Consider the following 12,550-nt stretch of genomic DNA (forward strand, 5'->3'; position numbering starts at 1 on the left):
CCGGCACACCGGGGAGGTGTCCGGGGACTGGCAAGCGCCGGCCTGGCCGCCCGGGGGAGCGGGCGGCCAGGCCGGAAAAGGGGGCCGGTCAGGAGACCGTGCCGGTGACCGAGCTTCCGGACCTGGTGACGTGGTAGGTGACCTTGACACCGCTGTAGAAGTGGAAGACCAGCGTCGCCGGGTCCCCGTCACGGAGCGTCTTGAGGAACTCGGGGGTCAGGATGATCGTCCCGTTCGCGTAGTCGGGCGAGAACGCCTTGTTGAACTCCTGGTACGGAGTCCAGTCGGTCGGGCCCGCGTTCCCGCCGTCCGCGTACGTCGCGTGCATCGTCGCCAGGTCGTTGCCCCGGTACTGGGCGGGAACCGTGAACGATTCGGTGGTCCCGGTGGCGTCCGACAGCACCGGAACGTCGTTGGTGACGACGTCGATGCTCCAGGGCACCCCACGGGTGAACCGGGCCTGGAGCGTCGAGTTGACCCCGTATGCGCGGTCGCCGACCAGGCGGGTCAGCGCCTTGGCGGTGAAGGTCAGCGTGGTGCCGGAGACGGTGTAGTCCCGTCCCGGGAGCAGCCGGGTCTCGCCCTGCCATACCCCACGGAAGGAGGTGCCGTTGAGGTTGAGGGTGAGCGACTGGGCGGTGACCCGACCGGACTTCGGCACGAAGACCTTGTCGAAGGAGGCCGTGCCCGAGCGGGTGGTCCAGCTCGACTTGATCGCGGCGAACAGGGCCGGGTCACGCCACTGGAGGGTGTCGCGGTTCAGGTACGAGAACGGGTCCCACAGCGCGGTGGTGATGCCGTACCTGCGCGCCCCGTAGCCCACGTGCTCGTAGTACTTCAGCGCCTCGCCGCGCTCGACGCGGGAGGGGTGGAAGTGATTGGGGTACTCGAGCAGACCGTACTCGCCGATGTAGAGCGGGACGCCCTTGGCGACGAAGGTGCGGTGCATGGCGGCGAAGGAGTCCTCCAGGTACTTCTGCGCGACGTCGTCGTAGTGGGTGCCGCCCGCGACGTTCACGCTGAACGGGTACCAGCTGTAGAAGTGCACCTGCGCCACGAGCTGACGGTCGTTCAGCGAGGAGATCGTCTTGAACAGGTCGTCCATGACGGCCTGTTCGCTACTGCCGAACTGCGTGGTCAGCGACAACATACGGTTGGCGTTCGCGCCACCCGAGGAGCGGACGATCGAGTGGAAGGAGAGCTGGAGTTCGCTCAGGAACTCGGTCTTCTGCGCGGGCGTGGCGTTGTCGAACTGCGGCTCGTTGATGCCCTCGAACAGCAGGGAGCGCGGCTCGTTGCGGAACGCCGCGGCGATCTGCTTCCAGGTGGAGTTGAAGCGGGCGACCACGTTGTCGTGGTCCGTGGACATCTTCGAGACCCACATCCACGAGTCGTGGTGGACGTTGAGCACGACGTACAGGCCGCTGTCCTGCGCCCAGTCTGCGAGCTGCTTGACGCGGGCCATGTACGTGGCGTCGATGGTGTACGGCGCGGTGGCGGACTGGTGATCGCTCCAGGTCACCGGGATGCGGACGCTGCGGAACCCATCCTTGGCGATCTTCTCGAACGTCGCTTTGCTGGTCTGCCCATTGCCCCAGGAATCCTCATTGGGTATGGCGTCCAGCGTGTTGCCCAGGTTCCAACTGGGCTGCATCTTCGCGACGGCGTCCATGGCGGAAGCCGGAACTCTGATCGCCGACGGCGACGCCTTGTCCGGGCCGTCGGGCGCGGCCAGCGCGGTGCCACCGGTCAGCCCCAACATGACGACCAGACTCAGCAGCAGAGCGGCCAGGCGGCCCGGGCCACGGCCGCGGCGGTGTGCGGGTTGCCGTATCGGCTTCACGCGTCGTTCCTTTCGGTCGGTGTCTGTGCGGTCGGTTCAGCCCTTGAGGGGTTCGTAGTCGAACCAGTCGAAGTGGACCGTGTCCTGCGCGGCGTACATGCCGATGACCCGTCCGGTGAAGCCACCGGCGACCTCGGTCGACAGGTAGCGGCCGTCGAGGGCCGCGAGTTCGGTGAACGTGCCGTCGGGCTGCTCGACACCGAGGGAGACGACGTCGGGTCCGGTGCACGGCCCGTGCGGAGGCGGCGGGGCCGTGACGCTGACGCCGAGGACCACCGGCCCGGCGGGCACGGAGTGCGTGGCCACGACTGTCCGCAACGAGCCGACGCGCGCGGTCACTTGGACCTGCGTGCCGGACACCTCGATCGCGTAGTGGTGCCGCTCGTCGAGCCGGACGGCGAGCCCGCCGCTGCCCTCCGCGGCATCGACCAGCGCGCGTGCCCGGCAGGTCGCATGCTGCTGGCGCCTGCCGGTGAACACCACGTCGGGTTCGTCGAGGGAACCGCCCCGTGCCCGGAGCGTCAGCCAACCGGGGCGCTCCTTGGTGGTGCAGAGGTCGGCGGGCCGGTCGCGCACGGAGATCCAGGACGGTCGCAGCCCGTCGAGCTCGAAGTCGTCCCGCTGCTCCTCGACAGGGCCGGGATGAAGCGGCCACGGAAGCTCGGGCAGATCCAGGGCGACCTCGCCGACGACCGGCCAGTCGTCCACCCAGGTCACGGGGGCCAGGAAGGTCTCCCGCCCGAGCACATGCCAGCCCGGCGTGCCGCCGCCCGGGCGGACGCCGAGCAGCACCATCCACCAGGAGCCGTCGGGGCCCTGGACCAGGTCGGCGTGCCCGGTGTTCTGGACGGGGTGGTCGGTGCCGCGGTGGGTGAGGATCGGGTTGTCCGGGCACGGCTCGAACGGGCCGGCGGGTGTACGGCCGCGGGCGATCGAGACGCCGTGGCAGCGCTCGGTGCCGCCCTCGGCGATGAGCAGGTACCAGTACTCGCCGATCCGGTACAGGTGCGGGGCCTCCGGTGCCTTGGTGCCGGGTTTGCCGGACCAGAGGCTGTGCGGTGTGCCGTACGTCTGCCCGGTGGACGGGTCGATACGGACCTGTGAGACTCCGGCGACCGTGCACCAGCAGGTGCCGTCCTCGTCCCAGACCAGGTCGGGATCGATGCCGGGAACACCGGGCGCCCAGATGGGGTCCGACCACGGTCCGGCGGGGTCGGTGGCCGTGACGATCAGATTGCCGCCGCCCTCGCTGCAGTTGGTGACCATCAGCCAGAAGCGGCCGTCGTGGTGGCGCAGAGTGGGGGCGTAGATCCCGCCCGAGGACGAAGCGTCCGCCAGCGGCAGCTGCTCCGGCCGGTCCAGGGCGTGGCCGATCGGCGTCCAGTGCACCAGGTCACGGCTGTGGAAGAGGGGTACGCCGGGGAAGTACTCGAAGCTGGAGCAGGCGAGGTAGTAGTCGTCGCCGACGCGGCAGACGCTGGGGTCGGGGTGGAAGCCGGGGATCACGGGGTTCGTGGGGCGTTCGTACGGCTGGTGCAGAGGGGGCACCCGAGGTCCTCTCGTCGGTTCGGTTCGTGTCGCGGGCGGTGGGTCAGGGAGCGCCGGGGCCTGCGGCGGCGTCCCGCAGGCGGGGCCTCGGCACTGTGAGTCGTCATGAGGTTCCTCGGGTGCGGGAAGTCGAGCCGTGCTCTGTCGAGCCGTCAGGGCCAGTGACAGCGGTACTCGTTCGTCCTCGGGCCGTTCGCCTGCTCGACCGCGACGCGCCGCGGGCCCGCTGACAGACGGCGGCGGCCTTCCTACGGCACTGTCGAAGCGCTTCACTTCCAGCGCAAGGTAACGGACGAGTTTCGTATGAATCAAGGGGTCTTACCGCGAGAGGCTTTGCCCCGCAGGGCCGTGGACGGCTTCTGAGAGAGGACGCATCGTCGAAGCGCTTCGAATGCAGGCTCCAGAGTCAGCCCGTCGGGTCCTTGATCGACAGCTTGTGACGGTCCGGCAGTAGGCGAATTACGCTGCCACCTGGGTCGTACTGCTCTTCCGTGTGGCCTACCAGTACGTGGCCGGTCCCGTGACGACCCAGCCCGCGTCGGTGGGCCTGACCCAGAAGCCCAACGCATGTCGGCGGCGAACGACCCCTTCGGTGTCGGCCTTGGCAGGGCGCTCCGTCCAGATTTTCAGCGCGAGATCATACGAGTTCGGTGACGCCACTGAGCAGTTTCACCCTGGACATCGTCGACGGGCAGTCCCCACTGAGTTTTCCAACCTCCCGCGTCAGGTTGCCGGTTGGCGTCATCGCCAAGGGACCCGAGCCCGGTGAGAGCTCGGGTCCCGGGAGTGCGGGTCATCCGGCGGTGAGAGTGGTCCATTTCTGGTTGGAGCCGCCGTGGCAGTCCCACAGGTGGAGCTGTGTGCCGTCGGTCGTGGAGGAGCCCGGAATGTCGAGGCAGCGGCCGGAGGCGGGGTTGCGGTAGCCGCCGTTGTAGGGCTGCCAGACCTGCTGGGCGCCGCCGTGGCAGGCCCAGAGCTGCACCTTGGTCCCGTTGGCGGTACCCCCGCCGGCGGCGTCGAGGCACTTGCCCATGGAGCGCAGGGTGCCGTCGGTGTAGGCGGACCAGAGCTGGTTGGCACCGCTCCCGCAGCTCCAGATCTGAACGGCGGTCCCGTCGGCGGTGCCGGCGCCGTTGACGTCCAGGCACTTGCCGCCCAAGTCGGACTGCACGCGCGCGGGGGCGGGGGCGGGGTTCTTCAGCCATCCGGCGTTGTCCGCGGACTGGACGCCCCGCTGGAAGGCGTCGGCCATCTTCTGGTAGCCCGAGTCGTTGGGATGCAGGGCGTCGGCCAGGTCGGCCGTGGTCAGGCTCCTCATGTCCACGTATGCGACGCGCCTGCCCGCGGCCTGGGCCTCGCTCACGATCTGAGGGATGGCCTGGTTGTACGCGGCGCGGTACTGCTCCTCCGAGCCGCTGGTGGACACGACGAGAGAGGCCACGAGGACGGTCGCGTCGGGGACGTCGGCGGTGATCTGGTTGACCAGCGACTTCAGCCGGGCGGTGGCGGTGGAGACCTGGTAGCTCTCGTTGAGGTCGTTGGTGCCGATCATCAGCGTCACGACGTTGGGCCGGTAGCGGGTCAGCGAGGCGTCGGCGAGCGCGGCGATCTGATGGATCTTGTATCCGGAGTGTCCTTCATTGTCGGGGTCGGACATCGAACCGGCCCGCCCCGTGCCCACGAAGTCCAGCGGATGACCGTCTGCCGCGAGCTTGTTCCATAACGGAGCCCGGTAGCCGTTGCCCGTACTGCTTCCCACACCCCAGGTTATGGAGTCGCCCAACGGCATGACCCGCAAAGGCGTGGTCGAGGCGGCGGTAGCAGGCGTCACACCAGCCGTCATCATGCCGAGCGCGGCAGCGACAAGTGCGATCAGGGGGAGAAGCCAAGGTCTTCTCATGCGGGCCGTCCTCTTCTGCGAGTGATTGCTCGATCAACGGGGCTGAACGCGGTTCCGTCGGAACTCCGGCCGTAGCGCTTTCCCGTGGCCGGATGCGTGGTGCTCGTAGGCGGGCGGTGGCCTTCACCAGCCTGTCGGCAGACCGCCGAGGAACGAGGTGAGCCGGTCGGCGATGAGCCGGTCGTCGCGAGCCGAGTAGTGCCAGTCGCAGCCGAGGAAGTCCAGGCCCGAGTCGTCGAGCAACCAGGAGCGGACCCGGCTGTCGCCGGCGTCGTTGCGCGCCTTGACCACCTGCTGGACATGGGCGGCGTACTGGCCGGCGCCCACCGCCACGATGGTCGTGCCGGGCCCGTAGCGCGTGCGCAGCTTCTGGATGAAGTGGCCGTATGCACTGCGGTAGTCGGCGGCGAGGCTCTCCGGTGTCCACGGTTCACCGGGGTTGAGGGCGGTCGAGAAGTCGTTGGTGCCGAGGTTGATCACCACGACCTGGGGGCGCCAGGTGCCCGGGTTCTGCCAGACGTCGCCCGATACGTTGAGCAGGGCACGGTCGTAGAAGGTGCGGTACGTGACGTCCGACCGGCCTCCGTTGTAGTTGCGCACCATGCCGAGGCCCGAGTAGCCGTTGAGCTGGTAGTCGGCGTTCAGTCGCCGGGCGGTGAGGGCGCCGTAGCTCACATCGGAGTTGGTGTTCCGCTTGAGCTGGTCCGAGGTGCAGGTGCGCGAGGTCGAGAGGTTGCCGTAGCCCACCGTGAGGGAGTCGCCGATGAACTCGATCTGGCGGCTGCGGGCGGCCGGTTTGCTCAGTACGGCACCTCCGGGCGCGGCGACGAAGCCTCCGAAGGCGCTGGTGTCCCAAGGGGTGTCGTTGCGCTTCACGAGCCGGACGGTGTGTGTCCTGTTCGACAGGCCGTTGACCCAGTGCGTGGTGTTGCCGGGCGTGACGAGCGTGGCGACGGTGGCTCCGTCGATCTGGACGTCGTAGTCGGCGGCCGAGTCGTTGAGCACGATGCCGACGCCGGTGCCGCGGACGCGGCCCTCGAAGTACACGCCGGGCCAGCTGTACTGCACGGTGCTTCCGGAGTCCTTGACCCGCCCCGCGGTGTGCACTCGTGCCAGCACCCCTGTCGCGCGGGTCAGTTGCCCCTGTTGGTCGGCTCCGTCCCTGTCGACGGAGTGCCCGACCTTGACGCCGTCCACGCTTGCCGCCCGTGCCGTCCCTGTGGCGCCGAGTCCCGTCACCAGCGTCGCCAGCAAGGCAGTCACCGCGGCCAGCGCCCCCGCACGTCTCCCGCGTCCCCACGACGACGCGTTGGATGTCGTATACATGTCACCTCTTCGCTCGTCACGCTTTCGTTGAATGTGCACGGTCTACCCCCGGCACGCCCCGCTGCGGCAGGCACAATCACGTTGAGATTTCCGGCCATTGGTCGACATCGCTGTCGCAGGTCCTCCGCGAGAGGGTGCGTTGCCAGCGGTCGCGGCCGGTACACGCGAGGCGGCGACGAGGCGCATCCGGACACGCCGTGGCACCCTTCCGTGCGCGTGACTCCGCCCCGCGTCACGGTCCGTGGGGCGGGCCTCCATGAAGAACGGCTGCTCTCGGCAAGGATGTGCGTCGCCGTCCCGTCAGCGGCAGCGAGCTCGGTCGGTCACAGCGCGGTGAAGGTCCACAGCAGGTTGGTGCTGGTGTCGTAGGTCCACTGCTTGGTGACGGAGCCGGAGCTGACGTTGCCGCCTCCGTCGAGGACCAGTCCGGTGGTGCGGTTGGCGATGGAGTACCGGCCGCCACCGCGGTGGGTGATCGTCCACTGCTGGTTGGTGCCACCGTTCCAGGGGGCCTGCCGGGCGGGCGAGCCGTCGGCGGTGGCTCCCCAGCCGTCGGCGACCATGCCGTTGGTGCGGTTGACCAGCTTGTAGTAGCCGCCGGCGACCGCCACCGCCTGCCACTGCAGGTTGGTGCTGCCGCCCGAGGTCCACTGCTTGAGGTTGGAGCCGGAGGCCACGTCGCCACCGCTGTCCAGGGCGAGTCCGTTGGTGGCGTTGGTGATCCGGAAGTACGTCGCAGGATTGAACTGGACTTTGAGCGAGGTGATCAGGTCGTTGTTGCCGGTGGCCCGGAGGTCGGGGTTGTCGGCGGTGAAGGTCCAGGCGGTGCCGGTGTAGGTGTCTCCGGAGTAGCCGATCACCTGGTAGCCGGGGGCCGGCCGGAGGGAGGAGAGGGTGCGCGGGCCCGGCCCGGCTGCGGTCAGGTGGGCCGCGGTGTAGTCGCCGAGGGCGAGAGCGGCGGCACTGCCGGTGTAGTTGACGTCCGTGAAGGCGGTGGCGCCGACGAGCGGCCGCAGGGCCGGGATCGTGCCGGAGAAGGTCAGCTTCAGGACGAAGGCACCTGCGCTGTACGGCGCCGAGGACGGCAGGGTGACGGTGAGGCCGGAGGCGCTCTGCGTCGGTGCAGGCAGATCGATGTAGGTGCCCGAGGTGGGGCCGAGGAGTTTCACCGACGTCAGCGACGAGAGATCGATCCGGCCCGAGGCGAGGGTCTTGATCGTCAGCGAGCTGCCGGGCCAGCCCAGGACGGTCGCGTACAGGATGTCGTCGGTCTTGGTGCGCGTGAAGCGGATGTCCTGCGGTGTGCCGGCGGTCGGACTGGTGAAGGAGCCGCCGCCCATCTTCGTCGGGCCCTCGCCGTACGCCGTCCAGGCCCGGGTCGCGTACACCGACTCGCCGAAGCGCCTCAGGTGGTCACCGATACCGAGGAGGATGTCCTTCTGGGCCTGGGGGATGGTGCCGTCGGCCATCGGCGCGATGTTGAGCAGCACGTTGCCGTTCTTGCTGACCCGGTCGAGGAACGAGTGCAGCATCTGCTGGACGCTGTAGTAGCCGATGCCCTGTGTGTAGCACCAACTGCTGCTGGAGATGCTGTCGTCGGTCAGCCAGTACGGGGTAGTGAGGTCGGCCGGGCCGCCGCGTTCGTAGTCGAAGACCGCGCCCTTGGGATGCATGCCGTCCTTATAGGTGGCGACGACTTCACGGCCCCAGCTGTCGGCCTGGTTGTAGTAGTACGCCAGGAAGTTCAGGCGTTGTCGCTCGTCGACGGCGTCCAGGTTGAAGTCCTGCCACAGGATGTCGGGCTGAGCGCGGTCGACGACCTCTTTGAGCTTGTCGTACCAGAGCTGGTTCTCCGCGGTCGAACCCAGCTGCCCGTAGAGCTTCTTGAGGCTGGCGTCCGCCTGGGCGGGGGCGTGTTCGTAGAAGCCGGTGAAGTTGTACGCGTGGTGCATGGCCACCAGCAGCTTGAGACCCTTGGCGCGGATGGCCGTGGAGAACAGGCGCAGCAGGTCGAGGCCCGGGCCCTTGTTCACCGAGTTCCACTCGTTGACCTGGCTGTCCCACATGGAGAAGCCGTCGTGGTGTTCGGCGACCGGGCCTGCGAACCTGGCGCCGGCGTCGACGAACAGCTGAACCCACTCCTCGGGGTCGAACTTCCCGCCGGCCGATTTCAGCTTCGGTGCGAACTTCACGGTGTTGCCCGCGAGGTCCTTCGCCCCGTCGATGAAGTAGTGGTACGGCCACGCCGACGGCTGGCCGTAGGTCGCGATGTGGTGCCGGTTCGCGTTGCTGCCGGCCTGGTACATGTTGCGCGGGTACCACTCGTTGTCGTAGGCGGGAACGCTGAAGGCGCCCCAGTGGAAGTAGATCCCGAACTTGGCGTCCTGGAACCACTCCGGAGCCGGCGGGTGCTGGTCGACCGAGTCCCAGTCCGGCGTGTACGCGCGGGGAGCCGCCTGGGCGGCACCGGCACCGACCATGCCTGCGGCGACGGCCGCCGTGGCCACACAGGTCGCGGAGGCCAGGAGCTGGCGTCTGTTGATCGAGCTCGGCATGGACACATCCCTGATACGGAGGGGGGCAGGGGGAATGCAGGGCCACGCATGAAGGTGGGCCATGCCGTCATGGGATGTCAACCAGCGTGCAGGGATGAAAGTGCCCCTGAAGCCAGGGTAGTTGTCGGATTTGCTCCTATATTGCGCGAGTTGCGGCCGCGCAAACATGGCATGTTTTAGCGGTGGGTCGGCCCGTTGAGGCTGACGAGGTCGCGGACACACTCGCGCTCTCGCTGCGGTCTGTGCGGTGCACGGCACCCCCTCCCGCCGTGATCGCCTTCCGGCACACGTATCGCTCTATCATGAACGTTACTGTCGGCATTGGGCCGCCGTGGTCACTGGGACGATCGCCGGGCTCGGGTGCTGATCAGGGTGAACGTGCTCATGGGGCACGGTGGGGGAGGGATGAGCGGTGTCTCTGACGGACAAGGCCATTGAGGAGATCCGTGAGCTGATCCAGACCGGTGCCCTGCCTCCGGGGTCGAAGCTGCCGCCGGAGCCGGACCTGGCCGCTCAGCTGGGACTGTCCCGCAATCTCGCCCGCGAGGCGGTCAAGGCGCTCGCCGTCGCCCGGGTCCTGGAGGTCCGGCGCGGTGACGGCACGTATGTGACCAGCCTTCAGCCGAGTCTGCTGCTGGAGGGGCTCGGCGGCGCGGTGGAACTGCTCCAGGGCGACTCGGTCGCCCTGCAGGACCTCATGGAGGTACGGCGGCTCCTCGAACCCATGGCCACGGCACTTGCCGCCACCCGCATTTCCGACGCCCAACTGGCCGAGGTGCAGCGGCACTTGGACGCCATGCGCGAGGCCCGCGACGACGTCGAACAGCTCAACGCCCACGACGCCGCCTTCCATCGCGCCGTCGTATCGGCCACGGGCAACGAGACCCTCCTCACCCTCCTGGAAGGGATCTCCGGTCGCACCCTGCGCGCCCGCATCTGGCGCGGTCTGGTCGACGACAAGGCCGCGGGCCGTACTCTCGCCGAGCACGAGGCGATCTTCCACGCCCTGTCCGCCCGTGACTCCGCCCTCAGTCAGGCCGCCGCGCTCCTGCACGTGAGCAACACCGAGCAGTGGCTGCGGGCGCACCTGCGCTCCGGCGAGCACCTTCCCTTCGGGGCGCCGGCGGGGGCGTGACGCTGAGCGTTTCGCGCCAAAGTCCTGCACAGCGAAGGAACTTGAGGCTGCCCGGTACTGCGCATGTTCCGTCTCGCGAATTATGTGCGAGGTATTGACGCTGATCATCGGAACCCTATGATCCTGATCGACACGTCGACCCTTGTTCGTAATGTCGAACGTTTGGGGCCGCTCGCACCGACATCAACGGGACAGCCCCAGACGGGGTGAACCGGAGCCGCTTGCTCAAGGATGACGAGGTCCTTATGCGCAGACGTAGTTTCAGCCGCAGACATCCGTCCGCGGCGCTCGCCGCCGCGGTTGCGGCCCTGGCCGCCTTGGCAGCCCTGCTCGTCGCCGGCCCGGCTCAGGCGGCCACCACCAGCGACGTGCGCGGTGTTGCTTCCGGCCGCTGCCTCGATGTGGCGGGCGTCAGCCAGGCCGACGGCGCGAACGTGCATATCTGGGACTGCCACGGCGGAACCAACCAGCAGTGGACGTCGACGGACAGCAGTCAGCTGACCGTGTACGGCAACAAGTGCCTGGATGTCCCGGGCGGCGCCGCGTCCGGGACCCCGGTGCGGATCTACACCTGCAACGGCGGTGCGAACCAGCAGTGGCGGGTGAACTCCGACGGCACGATCGTCGGCGTGCAGTCCGGGCTGTGCCTGGACGTATCGGGCGGCGGTACGGCCAACGGCACGGCGGTGCAGCTCTGGTCCTGCCACGGCGGCACCAACCAGAAGTGGACCGGCCTGTCCGGGACGGGCGGCACATGTGCTCTTCCGTCGACCTACCGGTGGACCTCGACGGGGCCGCTGGCGCAGCCGGCGAACGGGCAGGTCGCGCTGAAGGACTTCACCACCGTGACGTACAACGGCAAGCACCTGGTCTACGGGACCACCTCCAACGGATCGTCGTGGGGCTCGATGGGGTTCAGCCCCTTCACGAACTGGTCGGACATGGCGACGGCCACCCAGACCGGAATGAACCAGCTCACGGTGGCGCCCAAACTGTTCTACCTCTCGACCAAGAACATCTGGGTGCTGGCCTCCAACGGGTGGGGCACCAACTGGCCCTTCGCCTACCGCACGTCCAGCGACCCCACCAACCCCAACGGCTGGTCCGCCCCGCAGCCGCTGTTCACCGGCAGCCTCCCCGAAGGCTCGGGAGGCACCCCGATCGACCCGACCATGATCGCCGACGACCAGAACATGTACCTGTTCTTCGCCGATGACAACGGCAAGATCTACAGGTCGACCATGCCGCTCGGGAACTTCCCGGCCAGCTTCGGCTCGTCATACACGACGGTCATGAGCGACACGGTGAAGAACCTGTTCGAGGCGCCGGAGGTCTACAAGGTCCAGGGCCAGAACCAGTACCTCATGATCGTCGAGGCTCGGGGTGCCAATGAGGATCGCTTCTTCCGCTCGTTCACAGCCTCCAGCCTGAACGGTTCGTGGACGCCGCAGGCCGCCACCGAAAGCAACCCCTTCGCGGGCAAGGCCAACAGCGGTGCCACCTGGACCAACGGCATCAGCCACGGTGACCTGGTCCGCAACAACCCCGACCAGACCATGACCATCGACCCCTGCAACCTGCAGTTCCTCTACCAGGGCTACGCCACCAGCACACCGCCGAACACCGGCTACCTGCAACTGCCGTACCGGCCGGGCCTGCTCACTCTGCAGCGCTGACCCGCCTGATCCACGGTGAGAACCCCAGCCGCGCGTCGGCTGGGGTTCCGCTCGTTCGTGGACTCGCGTCAGGGCTGGGCGACAGGCAGGCCGCGTATCCGCGCTCGCCCAGCAGTCTGCCGAGTTCCTCGGCGTCCAGAGAGCTCGTAGCGACCGTCCCGCGGCGTGCGCTGCTCGCGGATCCCGGCTACCAGGCGTTCGCGATCCTGCGCACCGCGTTCACGGTGGCGCCGATCCTGTTCGGGCTGGACAAGTTCGCACCCTGGATCAACGACCTCGTTCCCGGCAGCGCCCAGGCGGCCTGTAGGCCGTGGGCGCGATCGAGATCGTGGCGGGCGTCATCGTCAACCTCCTGACCATCCCCGACTACTACGACATCGCACTACGCGACTTCGGCCTCCTCGTCGCCGCCGTCGCACCGCGCAGCCCGAGCCGCCCACGCATCGGCCGTATTGCCGGTTCCCGCGCGGGTTTCACGCCGACGGCTCGGTCGAACGGCTGATGTCCGCGACAGGAGCTCCAGCGAAGAATGCGGATGACGGCCGGTGACATCCCGCACGGCACTCG

The 12,550-nt window shown here is 68.2% G+C and carries 7 protein-coding genes and 1 pseudogene; 3 read left to right on the forward strand and 5 right to left on the reverse strand.

Going from position 1 to position 12,550, the window contains the following annotated elements; genetic code table 11:
* Positions 1-88 precede the first annotated feature (88 nt).
* The 5 genes from OG381_RS44330 to OG381_RS44350 form a co-directional block, all read right to left on the reverse strand.
* Entirely contained in the window at positions 89-1,843 is a 1,755-nt protein-coding gene (locus OG381_RS44330) for a cellulase family glycosylhydrolase (protein WP_327721660.1), read from the reverse strand.
* A gap of 36 nt (positions 1,844-1,879) precedes the next feature.
* A complete protein-coding gene (locus OG381_RS44335; RefSeq protein ID WP_327721661.1) occupies positions 1,880-3,391 on the reverse strand; it encodes a glycoside hydrolase family 43 protein in 1,512 nt (503 codons plus the stop codon).
* A 793-nt stretch (positions 3,392-4,184) separates the two neighbouring features.
* Positions 4,185-5,291 (reverse strand): ricin-type beta-trefoil lectin domain protein, encoded by a 1,107-nt coding sequence (locus OG381_RS44340; protein WP_327721662.1) that lies wholly within the window; start codon positions 5,289-5,291, stop codon positions 4,185-4,187.
* Positions 5,292-5,414: 123 nt separating this feature from the next.
* Entirely contained in the window at positions 5,415-6,617 is a 1,203-nt protein-coding gene (locus OG381_RS44345) for an SGNH/GDSL hydrolase family protein (protein WP_327721663.1), read from the reverse strand.
* Positions 6,618-6,940: 323 nt separating this feature from the next.
* Positions 6,941-9,172, reverse strand: a complete 2,232-nt coding sequence (locus OG381_RS44350) for an alpha-L-fucosidase (protein ID WP_327721664.1) — start codon at positions 9,170-9,172, stop codon at positions 6,941-6,943.
* A gap of 412 nt (positions 9,173-9,584) precedes the next feature.
* On the opposite strand from OG381_RS44350, the gene OG381_RS44355 reads away from it, so the two are divergent.
* The 3 genes and pseudogenes from OG381_RS44355 to OG381_RS44365 all read left to right on the forward strand — a co-directional run bounded on the left by OG381_RS44355 (position 9,585) and on the right by OG381_RS44365 (position 12,485).
* Positions 9,585-10,307 carry a FadR/GntR family transcriptional regulator gene (locus OG381_RS44355; RefSeq protein ID WP_327721665.1) on the forward strand — a complete coding sequence of 241 codons (723 nt, stop codon included), beginning with the start codon at positions 9,585-9,587 and terminating at the stop codon, positions 10,305-10,307.
* A gap of 245 nt (positions 10,308-10,552) precedes the next feature.
* Entirely contained in the window at positions 10,553-11,983 is a 1,431-nt protein-coding gene (locus OG381_RS44360; protein ID WP_327721666.1) for a non-reducing end alpha-L-arabinofuranosidase family hydrolase, read from the forward strand.
* Between the two features lie 116 nt (positions 11,984-12,099).
* Positions 12,100-12,485: pseudogene (locus OG381_RS44365) on the forward strand (hypothetical protein).
* Positions 12,486-12,550 lie beyond the last annotated feature (65 nt).

The organism is Streptomyces sp. NBC_00490 (assembly GCF_036013645.1).
In the GTDB taxonomy this organism is placed as follows: Bacteria; Actinomycetota; Actinomycetes; order Streptomycetales; family Streptomycetaceae; genus Streptomyces; species Streptomyces canus_F.